At 66.5% G+C, this 17647-nt stretch carries 13 protein-coding genes; 8 read left to right on the plus strand and 5 right to left on the minus strand.

The features are described from left to right. Window positions 1–14: 14 nt before the first annotated feature. Genes ASPHE3_RS02070 through ASPHE3_RS02090 form a run of 5 tightly spaced genes read left to right on the plus strand, consistent with a single transcriptional unit; the run spans window position 15 to window position 6289 of the window. Window positions 15–1631 (plus strand): pyridoxal phosphate-dependent decarboxylase family protein, encoded by a 1617-nt coding sequence (locus ASPHE3_RS02070; protein ID WP_081459881.1) that lies wholly within the window; start codon window positions 15–17, stop codon window positions 1629–1631. Beyond that, the gene (locus tag ASPHE3_RS02075) at window positions 1628–3013 is read left to right on the plus strand and encodes a lysine N(6)-hydroxylase/L-ornithine N(5)-oxygenase family protein (protein WP_013599575.1); all 1386 of its coding nucleotides are present in this window, start codon (window positions 1628–1630) and stop codon (window positions 3011–3013) included. The genes ASPHE3_RS02070 and ASPHE3_RS02075 overlap by 4 nt, the downstream gene beginning before the upstream one ends. Then, the gene (locus tag ASPHE3_RS02080; RefSeq protein WP_013599576.1) at window positions 3010–3609 is read left to right on the plus strand and encodes a GNAT family N-acetyltransferase; all 600 of its coding nucleotides are present in this window, start codon (window positions 3010–3012) and stop codon (window positions 3607–3609) included. Before ASPHE3_RS02075 ends, ASPHE3_RS02080 begins: the two co-directional genes overlap by 4 nt. Next, entirely contained in the window at window positions 3606–5480 is a 1875-nt protein-coding gene (locus ASPHE3_RS02085) for an IucA/IucC family protein (RefSeq protein ID WP_013599577.1), read from the plus strand. Before ASPHE3_RS02080 ends, ASPHE3_RS02085 begins: the two co-directional genes overlap by 4 nt. 26 nt (window positions 5481–5506) lie before the next feature. Then, window positions 5507–6289 carry an SDR family NAD(P)-dependent oxidoreductase gene (locus tag ASPHE3_RS02090; RefSeq protein ID WP_013599578.1) on the plus strand — a complete coding sequence of 261 codons (783 nt, stop codon included), beginning with the start codon at window positions 5507–5509 and terminating at the stop codon, window positions 6287–6289. On the opposite strand, the gene ASPHE3_RS02095 is transcribed toward ASPHE3_RS02090, so the two are convergent. Beyond that, window positions 6248–7375: an FUSC family protein gene (locus ASPHE3_RS02095; protein WP_041652490.1), complete on the minus strand. Its 1128-nt coding sequence runs from the start codon at window positions 7373–7375 to the stop codon at window positions 6248–6250. The two genes, ASPHE3_RS02090 and ASPHE3_RS02095, sit on opposite strands and share 42 nt — an antisense overlap. A gap of 232 nt (window positions 7376–7607) precedes the next feature. Beyond that, entirely contained in the window at window positions 7608–9224 is a 1617-nt protein-coding gene (locus tag ASPHE3_RS02100; protein ID WP_013599580.1) for an MFS transporter, read from the minus strand. Between the two features lie 619 nt (window positions 9225–9843). Here ASPHE3_RS02100 and ASPHE3_RS02105 point away from each other — a divergent pair. Further along, entirely contained in the window at window positions 9844–10104 is a 261-nt protein-coding gene (locus ASPHE3_RS02105) for a hypothetical protein (protein WP_013599581.1), read from the plus strand. 132 nt (window positions 10105–10236) lie between these two features. On the opposite strand, the gene ASPHE3_RS02110 is transcribed toward ASPHE3_RS02105, so the two are convergent. Next, window positions 10237–12807 (minus strand): ATP-dependent DNA ligase, encoded by a 2571-nt coding sequence (locus ASPHE3_RS02110; RefSeq protein WP_041651878.1) that lies wholly within the window; start codon window positions 12805–12807, stop codon window positions 10237–10239. Window positions 12808–12847: 40 nt separating this feature from the next. Between ASPHE3_RS02110 and ku the strand changes: the two genes are divergently transcribed. Both ku and ASPHE3_RS02120 read left to right on the plus strand, forming a co-directional pair. Beyond that, on the plus strand, window positions 12848–14056 hold the full coding sequence (gene ku / locus ASPHE3_RS02115) for a non-homologous end joining protein Ku (RefSeq protein WP_013599583.1): 1209 nt from the start codon (window positions 12848–12850) through the stop codon (window positions 14054–14056). Window positions 14057–14251: 195 nt separating this feature from the next. Further along, complete coding sequence (locus ASPHE3_RS02120) at window positions 14252–15097, plus strand: class I SAM-dependent methyltransferase (protein ID WP_013599584.1); 846 nt, start codon at window positions 14252–14254, stop codon at window positions 15095–15097. Between the two features lie 101 nt (window positions 15098–15198). Here ASPHE3_RS02120 and ASPHE3_RS02125 read toward each other — a convergent pair whose 3' ends face one another. Beyond that, window positions 15199–15477: an HPr family phosphocarrier protein gene (locus ASPHE3_RS02125; protein ID WP_013599585.1), complete on the minus strand. Its 279-nt coding sequence runs from the start codon at window positions 15475–15477 to the stop codon at window positions 15199–15201. Between the two features lie 67 nt (window positions 15478–15544). Further along, the gene (locus tag ASPHE3_RS02130; RefSeq protein WP_013599586.1) at window positions 15545–17647 is read right to left on the minus strand and encodes a PTS fructose transporter subunit IIABC; all 2103 of its coding nucleotides are present in this window, start codon (window positions 17645–17647) and stop codon (window positions 15545–15547) included.

The raw sequence follows: 17647 nt of genomic DNA on the forward strand, positions 1-17647 counted from the left end.
GACCAGTGCCCCTGATGCCCCGTTTTGACGAGCTGGATGTGGATGAACCGTGCAACACGCAGGAGCCCAGCCGCCAGGATCCCGAACTCGGCGAACCGGACGGCCAGGACTTTGGCTCCCGGGTGGAACTCGCACTGGGTGCGACGAACCAGCTCCTCAATGCCCGGAACTCGCCCCGCTATGTAGCGCAGGTGCTGCAGGGCGTCACTGCTGTGGCCACCAAGCTGGAGCGGACCACCCGCCCCTTCACCGGCGCCGGGCCTTCCGAACTGAAGGCCCGCGTGGGCGCCGTTGACCTCGAAACACCCCTGCCGGACACCGCCGCCGCGCTCCAGGAGCTCGAGGAGGTCTATCTGCGGGACGCCATCTACTTCCACGATGCCAAGTACGCCGCACACCTCAACTGCCCCGTGGTGATTCCGGCGCTGGTTGGGGAAGCGGTCCTCTCTGCGGTGAACTCGTCGATGGACACCTGGGACCAGAGCGCAGGCGCCACCATGATTGAACGACGGCTCATTGACTGGACGGCAGAACGCCTCGGCCTCGGCAGCGACTCCGACGGCATCTTCACGTCCGGCGGGAGCCAGTCAAACCTCCAGGCGCTGCTGATCGCCCGCAACCACGCGGTGGCCCGGCTCCGCCAGGATCCGTCCCGCAGAAGCCTCCGTCTTCCGGCGCTGCTGGACACCCTTCGAATCTTCACCTCGGAAGACAGCCACTTCAGCATCCAAAAATCGGCTTCGATGCTTGGCCTGGGATTCGACGCCGTCGTCACCGTCCCGTGCACGCCGGACCACCGCATGGATCCTTCCGCCCTGGCCGGCGCCCTGGCCCAAGCACGCGCCCTGGGCCTGACCCCCATGGCGGTGGTGGCCACCGCAGGCACCACCGACTTCGGCGCGGTGGACCCGCTTGCCGAGCTCGCCGTCCCGGCACGCACCCATGGGGCCTGGTTCCATGTGGATGCAGCCTACGGCGGCGGGCTGATGGTGTCCGGCCGCTACCGCCACCTCCTGGACGGAACCCGGCTCGCCGACTCGGTTACCGTGGACTTCCACAAGACCTTCTTCCAGCCGGTCAGTTCCAGCGCCCTCCTGGTCAGTGACAGGAGCATGCTGCGCCACATCACCTACTACGCGGACTACCTCAATCCCGAGAGCGCGGCACTGGCCGAGATCCCCAACCAGGTGGACAAGAGCATCCAGACCACCCGCCGGTTCGACGCCCTGAAGCTCTGGCTCACCCTCCGGATCATGGGCCCGGACGCTATCGGCGCCCTGTTCGACGAAGCAATTGACCTGGCCGCCCGCGTGGGCTCGCTCCTCGCCCGCGACGACGACTTCGAACTCGCCGCGCCGCCGCAGCTCAGCACTCTCGTGTTCCGGTACCGGCCCCGGCTGGACAATGGCGAGCGGCTCAGCGAGGACGCCGCAGACGCCCTCAATCCCGCCATCCGCGCCGCCGTCTTCGCCTCCGGCGAGGCCGTAGTGGCCGGAACCAAGGTGGCAGGCCGCCACTACCTCAAGTTCACCCTGCTCAACGCCGAGGCCACCCTCGAGGACATCGCCGGGATCATCAGCCTCCTCCGCCGCACCGGTGCCGGACTGGTGGAAAGCGGGGCGGCGGCATGAGCACCTCCACCCCGGGCAAGGTCCACGACTTCGCCGCCATCGGCGTCGGCCCCTTCAACCTGGGCCTCGCAGCGCTCGCCGAGCCCGTGGCAGGGCTGGACGGCGTCTTCCTCGACCAGCGCGGGTCCTTCGACTGGCACCCGGGGATGATGCTGGAGCCCGCCCACCTGCAGGTACCCTTCATGGCGGACCTCGTCACGCTGGCCGACCCCACGTCGCGCTTTTCTTTCCTGAACTTCCTCAAGCAGACCGGCAGGCTCTACCGCTTCTACATCCGGGAGAACTTCTACCCCCTCCGTGCCGAGTACAACCAGTACTGCCAGTGGGTGGCCGGGCAGCTGCCCGCCGCTCGTTTTGGCACAGCTGTGCTGGAAACTGCATACAAGGACGGCGTGTACCGGCTTTCCCTCTCGGGTCCGGAGGGCCCTGAGGTACTGCTGGCGCGGCGGCTGGTGCTGGGCACCGGCACCTCCCCCTATATTCCGGAGGCTGCGGCAGGTATCGTCGCGGCCTCAGCCGCCGGGAGCGGGGGAGTGGTCCTGCACAACGCCGAGTACCTGGCCCGGAAGGCGGAACTGCAGCAGCAACGCAGCATCACCATCCTCGGCAGCGGCCAGAGCGCCGCGGAGATCTACTACGAGCTGCTCCAGGAAGCGGATGCCCACGGCTACCGGCTGAACTGGGTCACCCGCTCCGGCCGGTTCTTCCCGCTGGAGTACACCAAGCTGACCCTGGAAATGACCTCGCCAGAATACGTCGACTACTTCCACGCCCTCCCGCAGCAGCAGCGAGACCACCTCAACAAAACACAGAAGAACCTCTACAAGGGCATCAACTCCGAACTGATCGACGCCATCTACGACCTCCTCTATGCCAAGAGCATCTCCGGCCTGGTGGACACCCAACTGCTGACCCACTCGACCCTGACCGCGGCTGCATGGAATGCCGAGGCTGGAACCCATACCCTGCACCTGGCGCACGGCGAGCAGGGATCCAACTACACCCTGGACAGCGAGGCCGTGGTGCTCGCCACCGGCTACGCCTACCAGGAGCCGGACTTCCTGGCAGGCATCCAGGACCGCATCGCCCGGGACAGTGCAGGCAGGTTCGCCGTGGACCGGGACTACAGCACAGGCGTGGAACCTGGGGAAATCTTCGTCCAGAACGCGGAGCTGCACACGCACGGCTTCGCCACCCCGGACCTGGGCATGGGCGCCTACCGCAACTCCCGCATCCTGCGGGCAATCCTGGGGCGCGAGGTGTACCAGGTGGAGCGGAGCATCGCGTTCCAGCAGTTCGGGGCCCCCGGCTATGGACAGCAGCCCGGGAAAGCCGGCTGCCGTGGAGAGCAGGCCGATGCCGTGGCAGGGGTGCCGGCATGAGGTTCACCTTCCGCTGCCTGGACGCCCGGGCCGACGCCCCGCTCCTCCACAGCTGGGTGACGCAACCCTACGCCTCGTTCTGGGGCATGCTGTCCGCCACCGTGCCTGACGTGGTGGCTGAATACGCAAGGATCCAGGCCAGCAGCCATCATCACGCCCTGCTGGGGCTCGACGGCGGCGTCCCCGCCTTCCTGATGGAGGAGTACCTGCCGGCGTCCTCGCCGCTGGGCGCGGTGTACCCGGTCCTCCCCGGAGACCTGGGAATGCACCTGCTGGTGGCGCCGCCGCGGGACACTCCCGAACCCGGCTACACCACGGCGGTGATGGACGCCGTCCTGGAGCGGCTGTTCGCCAAGCCCGGCGTGGACCGGATCGTGGTGGAACCCGACGTGCGGAACACGAAGATCCACGCCCTGAATGAACGGCTGGGCTTCCAGCCTGCCGGGGTGGTGGCGCTTCCGGACAAGGAGGCGCTCCTGAGTTTCTGCACCCGCACCGGCTACGCTGCCGCCCGCGCAGCACTGCACTTCACCGGCCTCGAATCCGCCAGCCTCGAATCCACCAGAACCCCCGCACCACATGGAGCCTCACTGTGACCATCCAGTTCGATCCTGCCCTGTCCGTCCCCACTGCCCCCGCCCCGTACCTCACCCGTGACCGGTGGGACAACGCAAACCGGCACCTGCTCCGGAAGGCGCTCGCCGAGTTCTCCCACGAACGGATACTCGCCCCCGAACCCGTGGCTGCCCCGGAGCCCGTGGACCTTCCGGAACTGCCCGCTTCCGGACACGCCTCCTACCGGCTCCGCAGCAGCGACGGCGTCCTCGAATACCGCTTCAACGCCAAAGTCCTGGAACTGGACCACTGGTCCATCGACGCTGCCTCCATCCAGTGCTTCAGGGACGGTTCAGGCGTCCCGTTGGACGTGCTCGAGTTCATCACGGCGTTCCACGAGACCCTGGGGATCAACCTCCAGATGCTCCCCGTCTACCTCGAAGAGGTCAGCAGCACCCTGGCCAGCCATGCGTACAAGCAGTGGGCGGGGCATCCTTCATCAGCGGAACTTGCGGCCGGAATTACCGGCGGACTGGACCCGGCCGTTGACTTCCAGGCCATCGAACGGAGCATGACCGAAGGCCACCCCTGCTTCGTGGCCAACAACGGGCGCCTGGGCTTCGGCATCAGCGACTACCACGCCTTCGCCCCCGAAAGCGCTGCCCCCGTGCAACTGGAATGGATCGCCGTGCACCGCAGCCACGCCGTCTTCACTGCCACCCACGGCCTGGACTACCGGGCGCACCTGAACACCGAACTTGGGCCGTTGCTGGATGATTTCGAAGCCCGGCTGCAGCTGCGGGGCCTCATCCCGGAACAGTACTTCCTGATGCCCGTGCACCCCTGGCAGTGGGAGAACAAGCTCACGGTCACGTTCGCGGCCGAAATCGCCGGGCAGCGAATCGTGCACCTGGGCACGGGGATGGACAGCTACCAGGCGCAGCAGTCCATCCGGACCTTCTTCAACACCAGCGCGCCGGCCCGGCACTACGTCAAGACCGCCATGTCCGTGCTGAACATGGGCTTCATGCGGGGACTGTCGCCGGACTACATGAAAGCCACCCCCGCCATTAATGACTGGCTGCGGAAGCTGATCGAATCCGACGCCGCACTCCAGCGCCGCGGCTTCGCCATGATCGGTGAACGTGCCGCAATCGGCTACCACAACAGCTACTACGAGGCCGCCTCCGCCAAGGGCTCGCCCTACCGGAAGATGCTCTCGGCCCTGTGGCGCGAAAGCCCGCTGCCACTGCTGCAGGATGGGCAGCAGCTGGCCACCATGGCGTCGCTCCTGCACGTGGATGCCGCCGGTAAGCCCATGGTTTCCGCCTTCATCGAGCGGTCCGGACTGGCCCCGGCGGAGTGGCTGCGGCGGTACCTCGAGGCCTACCTGGTTCCGCTGGTGCACTGCCTGTTCCGGTACGAGCTGGCGTTCATGCCGCACGGCGAGAACGTGATCCTCGTCCTTGAGGACGGGGTCCCTGTCCGGGCCATCATGAAGGACATTGCCGAGGAAATCGTGGTGATGGGGGACAAGGTCAGCCTTCCGGAAGAGGTCCTACGCATCAAGGTGGACATTCCGGACGGGGAGAAGCCGCTGGCCGTCTTCACGGACATCTTCGACTGCATCTTCCGCTTCCTGGCCGCACTGCTGGATGAGGACGGCAAACTCAGCCAGGAGGCGTTCTGGCGCACCGTCGCCGGCGCCATCAAGGACTACCAGGCCCAGCACCCGGACCTCGCGGCGCAGTTCACCCGCCACGACCTGTTCGCCGAGGATTTTGACCTGTCCTGCCTGAACCGGCTCCAGCTGCGCAACAACCAGCAGATGCTGGACCTGGCGGACCCCTCCGGCGGGCTGCAGATGGCCGGGCGGCTGGCGAATCCGCTGGCACGGTTTGCAGGAAGGTAGCGGCGGCAGGTGGCTAGGCTTGCAGCATGACTGCCGATATCTCCGGAACAACAGCCCTCATCACCGGGGCCAGCGCAGGCCTCGGGTCCGAGTTCGCCCGCCAGCTCGCCGCCGCCGGCTGCAACCTGGTCCTGGTGGCACGGAACCGCGCCCGCCTCGAGGACAATGCGGCGGCGCTGGAACGGCGATACGGGATCACGGCTGAAGTACTCCCGGCTGACCTGACGGAGGACGCAGGCGTGGCCGCCGTCGTCGGACGCCTGTCCGATCCGCAACGGCCGGTGGGGATCCTCGTCAACAATGCCGGAATCGGGCTGCTGCACAATTTCGAGGACAACCACATCTCGGAGGAGAAAAAGCACCTGAAGCTGCACGGGGAAACTGCCATGGAGCTGACCCATGCGGCCTTGAAAGGGATGCTGGAGCGCGGCAGCGGCAGGATCATCAATGTGGCCAGCATCGCGGCGTTCCTGCCCCGCGGCACCTACTCCGCGGCCAAAGCCTGGCTGGTGAGTTTCAGCCGCTGGGCTAACCTGGCGTACGGGAAGCAGGGCGTCAAGGTCACGGCCGTATGCCCGGGGTTTACCCACACGGAATTCCACGACCGGATGGGCATGGACAAGTCGGTGGCGCCGTCGTGGGCTTGGCTGCACGCGGAGCGGGTGGTGCGGGAGGGCCTGGCGGACAATGAGCGGGGCAAGCCGGTGTCCATCCCGTCCAAGCGGTACAAGGTGGTGGCCGCTGTTGCGAGGGTGGCCCCGGCACGGCTAGTGGCGGGACCGCCCCGGAAACCGACGCAAGGAAGATAGCGTCAGCAGCGGGCCCACGCCAAGCAGTGCTGCGGTGGAGCGGGTTCCCGCCCTGCGGACCGCCACCACCACGAGGATCCCCACCAGCGCACCCACCAGGGTCTCCACGGCGCGCTCCAGGATCAGTACTCCGGGGTCGCTGGGGTGCGCGAGCTGGGTCATTAACAGGATTACCGGGGTAAAGGACACCATGGCCAGGCCGTAGTGGCGGGTCATGAACAGTTCGGTGGTGAACTGGAATACGATCACCAGGAGCGCCAGCACCACAGCCTGCCTTCCAGGGAACAACCCCGCCAGGGACCATGGAACCGGAAGGATAACGGCAGCGGTCACCACCAGGCCCACGAAAGTACCCACAATGCGATGGATTCCACGGCGCACGCTGCTGGGGAGGTCAGCGCCGGCAAGGGGCACCGCGGCGGCGGCCATGGCCCAGTGCGGGTGGCCGCTTCCGCTGAGGACCCCGATGCCGCCCGCGGCACCTACGGCCGCCATGTAGCGGACCGCGTGGACCAGTTGTTCCCGCCCGCCGGCGCCAAGCGTGGCAGGAAGCCCCCGCGAGGCGCCGCGCTGCCAGGACCTGCTGCGGATCCAGCCCCCGAATCCCACCAGCATGGAGAACGCGGCGGACCCGGCCGCGATGAGCATGGCAGCGTGCCACGGCACCACGGTAGGAACGGAGGCACAGGCGCCCAGTGCCAGGATTCCAAAGAACGGCCCGTTGGGCCTGAGCCGCACGCGGTCGGCAAAGACTGATCCCACAGCCGCGAGGACCGCTTCCATACCCACCAGCCACCACGAGTGGAGGTGGTTGACGGAGAGGAAGACGCCGACGGCCACGCCCCCGAGCAGGACGACGGCGGCCTGGGACTGGTGCCGGAGCCTCAGCTGGTGCGGCTCCGACCGCCCGTACATTCCCGTGAGCGCGCCGAATACGGCGTAGATGATGAGATCGGTGCGGCCCGCTGCCAGGAGGAGCAGCGACGGAACCGCAACGCTGAGGGCCACCCGCATTGCAGCGAGGTGGTCGTTGTTGGCCGGCTCCAGCCGGTGCAGCGCGCGGACCTGCAGGAGGATGCGTTCCATGCCCACCATCCCTTGCTGCTGTCCGTACCGGCCTTCTGGAAGTTATCACCGGGTGGCGGGGACGGTCATTTCCACCAGGGTCCGCAGGACATGGAACGTCATTGTGACCGGCACGCCAAAGGCCCGCCCTGCGTGTTCCCCCAAGGAAACACGCGGGACGGGCCTTCTGAGCGGGCCGGCCAATAACGGCTACAAGGCGACCGGGAGCGGACGCAGTGCTGCCTGCGGGACGCTAGGCGCCGGCAGGGACCTTGTCGGCGTCGCGTGAATCGGTGATGTCCTGTTCGTCGAACGGGAGTTCGTCCAGGTTGAGCAGCGGGTTCTCATCCTGCGTGGCAACAAGTTCGCGGGCCTCGGCCTGGGTGTCCACGCTGGGCATGGATCCAGGCAGCGGACGCTGGGCCGACTCCTTCAGGAAGTAAATTGCCACAGCACCCACCAGCGAGGTTGCCATCAGGTAGTACGCGGGCATCATGTCGTTCCCCGTGGCGCCGATGAGGGCTGCGACGATGAACGGCGTGGTGCCGCCAAAGATCGCCACCGAGAAGTTGTACGCGATGCCCATGGCTCCGTACCGGCTGGAGGTGGGGAACTGCGCCGGGAGGGCCGAGGCCAGGTTGGCAACGTAGAAGGTCACGGGGAACGCAATCAGCGCCAGGCCGGCAAGCGTGGACCAGATCTCACCGACGCCGATCAGCATGAAGGCCGGAATAGCCAGGACCACCGTGCTGACTGCCCCGATCCACAGGACGGGCCTGCGGCCGATCTTGTCGGACAGCTTCCCCGTCAGTGGGATGCAAAGGCTCATGACCACCAGGACGGGAATGGTCAGCAGGGTGCCATGGACCGGATCGTAGCCCTTGGACTCGGTGAGGTAGGTAGGCATGTACGAGGTGAGTGCATAGCCGGCCGTGTTGGCTGCGGCCACCAGGACCATGGCAACAATGATGGAGCGCCAGTAGGCCTTGACGATTCCCACCGGCCCCTTGGCCGTTGCCTGGTCAGAAGCGGCAGCATTCTTCGCAAGGTCCTCCTGGGCATCCAGGGTGGCCTGGAACTGCGGGGATTCCTCGATCTTGCTCCGGAAGTAAACGGCGATCAGGCCCAGCGGACCGGCGATCAGGAAGGGAATCCGCCAGCCCCATTCCTCCATGGTTTCCTGGCCAAGCGTCAGCTGCAGGGCCGAGACCAGGGCGGCGCCGATGGCGAAGCCCATGTAGCTGCCCAGGTCCAGGAAGCTGGCAAAGAAGCCGCGGCGTTTGTCGGGAGAGTACTCGCTGACGAATGTTGTGGCGCCGGCGTACTCACCGCCGGTGGAGAAGCCCTGGATGATCTTAAGGAGCACCAGGAGCCCGGCGGCCCATAGTCCGATCTGCGCGTATCCGGGCAGGAGGCCGATGGCGAACGTGCTTGCGGCCATCAGCATCAGCGTGGCGGCAAGGACCTTCTGCCGGCCCATCTTGTCACCCAGCCAGCCGAAGATCACGCCGCCCAGGGGGCGGGCGATGAATGTGGCGGCGAAGGTACCCAGCAGGAACAGGGTCTGGGTAGTGGGGTCGGATTCCGGCAGGAACACAGGACCCATGGTGGTGATGAGGTAGCCGAAGACGCCCACGTCATACCATTCCATGGTGTTGCCCACGATTGTTCCGCCGAGGGCCTTCTTCAGCATGGGCTGGTCAACAACGTTGACATCCGACTCCTTGAGCCGGCGGCGCTTAAGGATATTCGGCTTCCGCTGGCCCTTGCCAAGGGCCGGCGCCGGTGCGCCTGGTGGTGTAGCTGGGTTGGTTCCGGAGGCGGTGTTAACGCCTGTGGAAGAGTCGGTCACGCTTCGGTCTGTGGGCATTTGGGCCACTCCTGGGGAGGTCATTTGCTTGCGACTTGTAGCTGCCCCGCTCCGGGCAGGCCTTCAATTTTACGCGAAAGCCATGGCGCATGAGCGCTTCATGCCGTAGGATCGAGCTTTTTGGGCGCGTTATTGGCCGGGTTGGAGGAATTCTTTTCCCGGTTTTTCCCGCGCCATTACTGGGATGCACCGGGATCGCGCCCATTGTTACCGAATCTTTTTCTGTTCCGGCCGCCACGGACACCATTTACGCCGGTATCGGGCCGGAAAAGTGACTCCGCCCACGCCTCCGCAACCATCCCTCCGGACTGCGGAAGCCGCCGTCGTGCCCTTCCCGGGCACATAAGCTGCCCCCTCACCTGCCGCGCCGGAGACCGGACCGGTCCAAGGGGTTCACAGGGGCGTCCCCGATGCCTATGGTTATGCCATGGGAACACACTCTTTCTTGTAGCGCACGCCTGCGGCCTGGCACTTTCCGCCGCAGCATACGGTCCCCCGTCTAACGGATGCCGGTAACGGCATGCTCCGAACCCCAGATATTCGCTGGCAGGTCCTGCGGGCCCCAGGCCTCTCGGCCGATGCCGGCGACCCTTCATTTCACCGTGGAAAGGAAGAACAAATGGCTGACGAAAAACGCAAATCCGCCATCAACCCCGAGGTTGCGGACCACCTCGCCGCAGCAATGAACACGCCCGACCTGCCGGGCGCGGCGGCCCCGCTTTCCCCCATGGGAGCGGGCGGCCAACGCACCTGGCCGGATGGCAATGGAAAACGGCGGCACCCGAAGGAACGCGGTGCAGCCCATGGCCGGATGGGCCAGGGAGCCGCGGTGACCGCGATCCACCGCACCAGCCGCCCGCAGATGCCGCACTCGTCCTAAGCAGGGCCTGCCCGGGACGCGCATAGGACCCGCACCCTAAACGTGGCGGCACCGGTCTTCCGGTGCCGCCACGTTCTTCTTTGCCCCAACGTACTCACGTGCCGCGGAACCACTCACGCGCCGCGAGACATCTCAGCCCTCCCGGACCACCTCTGCCGGGTCCTTGTCCAGCCGCCACCCCCGCCACACCGGGTGTCGCAACCGCCCCGTTCCGGTCCACTCGCTGTAGGTCACCTCGCCCACCAGTTCCGGCGCTACCCAGTGGGCGTCCGCGGCATCCGGCCGCGGGACGTCCAGGAACGGCGACGTCTTCCGGGCCAGGCGGTCCACCGTCTGCCGCAGCTCGGCGAGCTCCCGGCCGCTGAAGCCGCTCCCCACCCGGCCCGCGTACTGCAGCTTCTTTCCGTCCGGGATGCCCACCAGCAGTGATCCCACGGTGTCCTCCCGGCCGCCCTTGCCCGGCCGCCAGCCGCCCACCACCACCTCCTGTGTCTGCTCCACCTTCAGCTTGATCCAGGTCCGGGTCCGCTGGCCGCTCACGTAGCGGCTGTCCGTGCGCTTGGCCATCACCCCTTCCAGCCCAAGTTCCCGGGCGCTGTCCAGGATGTCCTCCACCTGCTCCTCCAGGACGGGGGAAAGCTGGGCCGGGCAGCCCGCAGGGGTAAAGAAGTCCTCCAGCCGTTGCCGGCGCTTTGCGAGAGGCAGCCTCCGAAGGTCCGTGCCGTCGTCGTGCAGGAGGTCGAAGAGCATCAGCTGCACGGGGATGGCTTTCCGGGCCCGTTCGACGTCGGCCGGCCGGGTGAGCTTCATCCTGCCCTGGAGGAGGCCGAAGTCAGGCCGTCCTGCAGGTCCGACGGCGACGATCTCGCCGTCCGCCACGAACGGCCGCTCCGGCCAGCAGCTCCGGTCCGTGAACTCCGGGTAGGTCCTGGACACGTCGATGCCGTTGCGGCTGAAGATCCGTACTGCGCCGCCGTCACCCAGGACGATGGCGCGGACTCCGTCCCACTTGAGTTCAAACTGCCAGTTGCTGCCCTGTAGGTCGGCTGCGTCCCCGGAGGTTGCCATCATGGGCCGGTAGTCCTCCGGGGAGGGCGCCGCGCCCGCCGCTGCCACTGCAGAGGAGTCATCCGCCGTCGTTGCCGTCTTTGCCGGCGCTGTTTTCGTCGTCACCGGGTTCTTCGGCGCCTCGTCCTGCAGCGGCTCCCCGGCCGCCTCCGGCTGCCCCGCTTCCTCCTGCTCCCCCCGCGGGGACGCGTGCCTCCGCCTGCCGCCACGATGCTCCGGGTCCATGAGGTGGATGAGCCATTGCCCTTCAGATTCCTTGCCCTGTCCGCGGCCGGTGTGGATGAGGGCGAATTTCCGGGTGCCGCCCAGGCCGCCGCCCTCGGACCCCTTCAGGGTAACGATGACCTCCTTGCCGTTGATCCACTTGTGCAGGTCATAGGTGCCGTGATCCCAGATGGTCATCTCGCCGGCACCATATTCCCCTTTGGGGATCGTCCCCTGGAAGGTGAGGTAGTCCATCGGGTGGTCCTCGGTCTGCACGGCCAGGTGGTTCTTTCCGCTGGACTCCGGGACGCCCTTGGGCAGGGCCCAGGACACCAGGACGCCTTCGTGCTCCAGCCGCAGGTCAAAGTGGAGGCGGCTGGCATGGTGCTCCTGGATTACGAATGCGTCCCCGCTGCCGGCAGCGCCGCTGAAGGGCTCCGGGGTGGCTTGGGGATCACGCATGGAACGGTACTTGGCCAGGCGGGGGTTGCCGTCGTGGCTGTCTTCCCGGTGTGCCGCCACGTCGTCGGCAGAATGTCCCGACGCACGGACGACGGCGGCAAACGGGTCAATGCCCTCCCTCACCCGCCGCATGACCTCGTGATAGTCCAGGTGGGTGAGGCCGGGGGAACCGATCTCCTCCCAAGTCCGGGGCGCAGCCACCATGGGGGTGGGGCGGCCGCGCAGGGAGTACGGGACGATGGTGGTCTTGGCTGCGTTGTTCTGGCTCCAGTCCACCAGGACTTTTCCCTTGCGGAGGGTCTTTTTCATGTCGCTGACGGCGAGGTCGGGATGGTCCGACTCGAGGGCGCGGGCGAGCTCACGGGCGAAGGCGGAGATCTGGTCCGAGGTCTGGCTCCGGTCCAGGGCGGCGTAAAGGTGGATGCCTTTGCTGCCGCTGGTCACGGGGACGGGATCCAGGCCAACATCCTCAAGGATTGAGCGGGCCAGGAGCGCCACCTCCACGCATTCCTCGATTCCCGCGCCCTCGCCGGGATCCAGGTCCAGGACCAGCCGGTCAGGGTTCAGCTGGTTGCCGTGGGAATCCACCTGCCACTGCGGCACGTGGATTTCCAGGGAGTTGATCTGGCCGAACCAGGCTAGCGTGGCGGGATCGTTGACCATGGGGTAGTAGATGGTGCGGTCTTTGTGCGTGATGGCTGCCCGGGGGAGCCAGCCGGGCGCGGAGTCCTCGAGGTTCTTCTGGAAGAACACCTCTCCGGGTTTGTCTGCCGTCCCAACCCCGTTCACCCAGCGCTTCCTCGTGGCCGGCCGGTTGGCCGCCGCCGGGATCAGGACGTGTCCCACTGCCGCGTAGTAGGCCAGGACATCGGCCTTGGTGGTTCCGGTCTCCGGGTAGATCACTTTGTCCAGGTTGGTGAGGGTCAATTCCCTCCCGCCAACCCGGACACGCTCCTTAGCAGCGGGCACGGGTCTTCACCTCCGGGGCTGCGTGCTGTTGACTTGAGGAATGAGAGCCATCTGGAAAGGTGCCATCGCGTTCGGCCTGGTCAACGTGCCCGTAAAGGTCTACAGCGCCACTGAGGATCATGACATCAGTCTGCACCAGGTCCACAATGCCGACGGCGGGAGGATCCGCTACCAGCGGCGGTGCGAGGTCTGCAGCCAGGTCATTGACTATTCGGACATCGAGAAGGCCTACGAGGAGGACGGCCGGACGGTGATCCTGTCCAAGGACGAGCTGAAGGCGATTCCGGCCGAAAACAGCCACGAGATCGAAGTGGTGCAGTTCGTCCCCTCCGAGCAGCTTGAGCCCATGATGTTCGAAAAGAGCTACTACCTGGAACCGGACTCCAAGTCGCCCAAAGCCTACGTGCTGCTGCGCAGCGCGCTGGAGGACACGGACCGGGTGGCCATCGTCCAGTTCGCACTGCGCGATAAGACCCGGCTCGGAGCCCTGCGGATCAAGGACGATGTCCTGGTGCTCCAGGCGCTGCTGTGGCCGGACGAGGTACGCGAGGCGGACTTCCCGTCCCTTGAAACCTCCATCAAGATCTCCCCGCAGGAACGCGACATGTCCGCCGCCCTGGTGGAGTCGATGGCCGCGGACTTTGATCCCGCCGCCTTCACTGACGATTACCAGGTGCAGCTCCGCCAGCTCATCGAAGCCAAGCTGGAGCAGGGAGACGCCCTGGACACCGAAGAAACGTTCGGCGTGGAGGCCGGCGAAGGCAGCAAGGGTGAGGTGATCGACCTGATGGAGGCCTTGAAGCGGAGCCTCGACCGCAAACGCGGAGGCGGGCCGGCTGCCGCCGCTGCGGAGGGAAGTTCGGAGGAAGGCGGCACGGACTCCGGTGATGAGGATAGCGAAGAAGCCGCCAAGCCGGCGCGCAAGAGGCCTGCGGCCAGCCGTTCCACCGCCAGCAAAGCTGACGGCGGTACTTCGACGGAAGCCAAATCCGCAGCAGCCAAGTCCACCGCCAGCAAGTCCGGCGCTGCAAAAACCACCAAGTCCACGGCAACGAAGTCCAGCGACAGTGATACCGGCACAGGCAAAGCCGCGGCGGCCAAGTCCAGCGCGGCCAAGTCCACTACGGCCAAGTCCACGGGCGGGAAGACGGCCGCCAAGCCGGCGGCCAAGACCACCGCCGCCAAGAGCACTGTCGGAAAAACTACTGCCGGCAAGGCGACAGGCACCAGGGCGCGAAAGCCTGCGTGACTGTGTGCGGCCGGGGGCGCCGCTCCCTGCAGTAGATGCCATACACATGAAACTACTAAGCTTGCTTGGTTTCCGGTAGCGGATCCCTCTTTACAGTGGGGCCGCGTGCGTCCACAATGAGTCGCATCGCAGCCTCCGCTGTGCCAACAGCGTGCTGTCACTCACTCTGACCGGCCACAGGAGAGGGACTCGGACATGAACGACCAGGCGCAGGCAGCGGAGGCGGACCGGGAGCTCAAGAAGAAGCACCGGGCCATGTGGGCGTCCGGGGACTACCCGGCCCTGGCTGACGAGATGCTCCTTGAACTCGGGGCCGTCCTGGTGGAGGCCTGCGGCATTAACTCGCGGCAGCGGGTCCTGGACGTGGCAGCCGGTTCGGGGAACGCCGCAATCCCGGCCGCAATGATGGGCGCCAAGGTGGTTGCCGCCGACCTCACCCCCGAGCTGTTCGAGGCCGGACGCCGGGAAGCGGCCAACCGGGGAGTCAGCCTGGAGTGGCAGGAAGCAGATGCCGAGGCCCTGCCTTTCGGCGACGACGAGTTCGACACCGTCATGTCCTGCCTCGGGGCCATGTTCGCGCCCCACCACCAGGCGGCAGCGGACGAGCTGGTGCGTGTCTGCAAGCCGGGCGGCACCATCGGACTGCTTAGTTGGACACCCGAAGGGTTCATCGGCAGGATGTTCGCCACCATGAAGCCCTTCGCCCCGCCGCCCCCGCCCGGCGCCCAGCCTGCGCCGCTGTGGGGGAGCGAGGACCATGTCCGCGAATTGATGGGGGACAGGATCACGGACGTCCATGCCCGCAAGCAGACGCTGGCCGTCCGGAGCTTCCACCGGCCGGAGGATTTTGTCCGCTATTTCAAGTCCCACTACGGCCCCATCATCTCGGTCTACAAGTTCATCGCCGAGGACGGGGACAAAGTGAAAGCCCTGGACCAGGCCCTGACCGAGCTCGCCGAATCCTTCGGCGACGCCCACGGCGACACTCCCTTCCAGATGGAGTGGGAGTACTTGCTGCTGACTGCCAAGAAGGCAAAGTAGGTCAGGTTGCGGTTAAATGCGGCAGCCGCCGTCGTGCCCTTCCCGTAACAGGAAGGCCCGACGGCGGCCGCGGCACGCAGGTGCCCTGGCAGCCTTTGCTGCTACTCGGCGTCGTGATCCGTTTCGAGGATCTGGACCAGGTGGTCCAGCGCGGTGTCCGCGCCGTCACCTTCTGCGCGGAGGACCACCACGTCGCCGTGCGAGGCGCCCAGGCTCATGAGGGACAGGATGCTGGCAGCATCCATGGCCTCGTCGGCAGGCTCGCCTTCCCGGGCGATGGTGATGTCCAGGTCGTATTCTCCTGCTGCCTCAGCGAAGATGGCGGCGGGGCGGGCGTGCAGGCCAACCCGGCTGGCGACGGTGGCGGTGCGTTCTGGCATTGTTGCTCCTTTTTGTCTTGCGGCGTGCTGTTGGTCCAGCGCCGGTAAGTTGTCCCGGTGAGCCGGCTCAGACGGTTACGGGAACCGGTTCAACCGTATCAACGGACTTCTTCACTGCCCAGCGCTTGAGCGCGATCACGGACAGGGCGGTGATCACCGTACCAACTGCAATCGCGACGACGAACATGATGAAGTTCTCGATAGCGAAGAACACGAAGATTCCGCCGTGAGGCGCCTTGGAACCGACACCGGCTGCCATCGAGATGGCACCCGTCACCGCGCCGCCCAGCATGCTGGCGGGGATGACGCGCAGCGGGTCGGCTGCGGCGAAGGGGATGGCGCCTTCGGAGATGAAGGACGCGCCCAGCAGCCATGCGGCTTTGCCGTTTTCACGTTCAGCCAGGCTGAAGCTCTTCTTATCCAGCACCGTTGAGGCCAGGGCCATGGCCAGTGGAGGCACCATGCCTGCGGCCATGACCGCCGCCATGATTTGCCAGGGGGCCTGGTTGTCCAGCGTTGCGGCACCAAGGCCGGCCACGGCGAAGGCGTAGGCCACCTTGTTGACCGGACCGCCAAGGTCGAAGCACATCATGAGTCCCAGGATGACACCCAGGGCGATGGCGCTGGCACCGGTGAGGCCCGACAGCCAGCTGTTCAGTCCTTCGGTGAGCGCCACGATGGGTCCGCCAAGAACCAGGAACATGAGGCCGGAAGCGAAGATGGAGGCAAGCAGCGGGATGATCACCACAGGCATCAGGCCGCGCAGCCAGCGGGGGACAGACCATGTCCCAATCAGGTGCGCCATGTAGCCGGCCAGCAGGCCGCCGACGATGCCGCCGAGGAAGCCGGCACCCATGAATCCGGCGACTGCACCGGCCACGAAACCGGGGGCGATGCCGGGCCGGTCGGCGATGGCGTAGGCGATGTAACCTGCCAGGGCCGGAACCAGGAAGCCCATGGACAGGGCACCGATCTTGAACAGCACCGCGCCGAGGTAGGCACCAAGCGGGCCGACGGCCTGTTCGGGATACTCGGTGGGCAGGTTGAAGAAGTTGTTCGTGGTCACGATGGTGTCCGCGAAGTCCGTGATCAGGTAGCCGCCCAGCAGGAAGCCCAGGGCAATCAGGAGGCCGCCGCCGGCCACGAACGGGATCATGTAGCTCACGCCGGTGAGCAGTGCCCTCTTGAGCTTCTGCCCAATGTGCTCGCCCTTCTCGGCGGCAGCCTGGTCAGCCTGCTCTTCTGCCCCGAAGTGCGGGACCCGGCGGGCGTTGGGGTCGGACGCTGCTGCGAGCGCTTCCTGGACCATTTTGGCGGGTTCGTCGATGCCGCGCTTGACCGGAGCGTTGATGACGGGCTTGCCGGCGAAGCGCTCCTTGCCGCGAACGTCCACGTCCACGGCGAAAATGACGGCGTCGGCAGCTGCGATGACGGCGGGATCCAGCGGCTTGGCGCCGGAGGAACCCTGGGTCTCCACCTGCAGGTCAACTCCGGCTTCCTGGGCCGCGGCCACGAGGGAATCAGCCGCCATGTAGGTGTGGGCGATGCCGGTGGGGCAGGCGGTGACAGCCACCAGGCGCTTGGGCCCGGAGTTGCCGGAGCCGGCGGATTCCGCGGCTGAGCCTGTGGAAACGGGGGCTGCCGAAGCACCGGAAGCGGAGCCTGCCGAGGCGCCGGCGGCTGCTCCGGCTGGGACCGTGGCCGCGTGGGCGGCGGGCTTGTCGGCGAGGGCGCCGTCCACCAGTTCCACGATCTCCTCGCGGGAGGAAGCGCTGCGGAGGGCTGCGGTGAAGTCCTTTTTAATCAGGGACCGGGCGAGCTTGGAGAGCAGTTTGAGGTGCTCCTGGTCTGCTCCGTCCGGTGCTGCGATGAAGAAGATCAGGTCTGCGGGTCCGTCCTTGGCCCCGAAGTCCACCTTCGGGTCCAGGCGCGCCATGGCCAGGGTGGGTTCCGTGACGGCCGCTGAGCGGCAGTGCGGGATGGCGATGCCGCCGGGGATGCCGGTGGCGGTTTTCTGCTCCCGCGCGAACGCGTCGGCGAAAAGGCCTTCAACTTCCGTTGCGCGTCCGGCGGCAGCTACTTTGCTTGCGAGGTGCCGGATCACCGCCTCGGGCGAGGTGCCCAGGTTCTGGTCGAGCTCGACCAGTTCCGTGGTGATGAGCTGAGTCAC

It is taken from the genome of Pseudarthrobacter phenanthrenivorans Sphe3, assembly GCF_000189535.1.
In the GTDB taxonomy this organism is placed as follows: domain Bacteria; phylum Actinomycetota; class Actinomycetes; order Actinomycetales; family Micrococcaceae; genus Arthrobacter; species Arthrobacter phenanthrenivorans.

Excerpts from the sequence above, each read along its gene's own strand:
- ASPHE3_RS02070 (WP_081459881.1), top strand. The coding sequence starts at position 15 with ATGCCCCGTTTTGACGAGCTGGATGTGGATGAACCGTGCAACACGCAG.
- ASPHE3_RS02075 (WP_013599575.1), top strand. The coding sequence starts at position 1,628 with ATGAGCACCTCCACCCCGGGCAAGGTCCACGACTTCGCCGCCATCGGC.
- ASPHE3_RS02080 (WP_013599576.1), top strand. The coding sequence starts at position 3,010 with ATGAGGTTCACCTTCCGCTGCCTGGACGCCCGGGCCGACGCCCCGCTC.
- ASPHE3_RS02090 (WP_013599578.1), top strand. The coding sequence starts at position 5,507 with ATGACTGCCGATATCTCCGGAACAACAGCCCTCATCACCGGGGCCAGC.
- ASPHE3_RS02095 (WP_041652490.1), bottom strand. The coding sequence starts at position 7,375 with ATGGAACGCATCCTCCTGCAGGTCCGCGCGCTGCACCGGCTGGAGCCG.
- ASPHE3_RS02100 (WP_013599580.1), bottom strand. The coding sequence starts at position 9,224 with ATGCCCACAGACCGAAGCGTGACCGACTCTTCCACAGGCGTTAACACC.
- ASPHE3_RS02105 (WP_013599581.1), top strand. The coding sequence starts at position 9,844 with ATGGCTGACGAAAAACGCAAATCCGCCATCAACCCCGAGGTTGCGGAC.
- ku (WP_013599583.1), top strand. The coding sequence starts at position 12,848 with ATGAGAGCCATCTGGAAAGGTGCCATCGCGTTCGGCCTGGTCAACGTG.
- ASPHE3_RS02120 (WP_013599584.1), top strand. The coding sequence starts at position 14,252 with ATGAACGACCAGGCGCAGGCAGCGGAGGCGGACCGGGAGCTCAAGAAG.
- ASPHE3_RS02125 (WP_013599585.1), bottom strand. The coding sequence starts at position 15,477 with ATGCCAGAACGCACCGCCACCGTCGCCAGCCGGGTTGGCCTGCACGCC.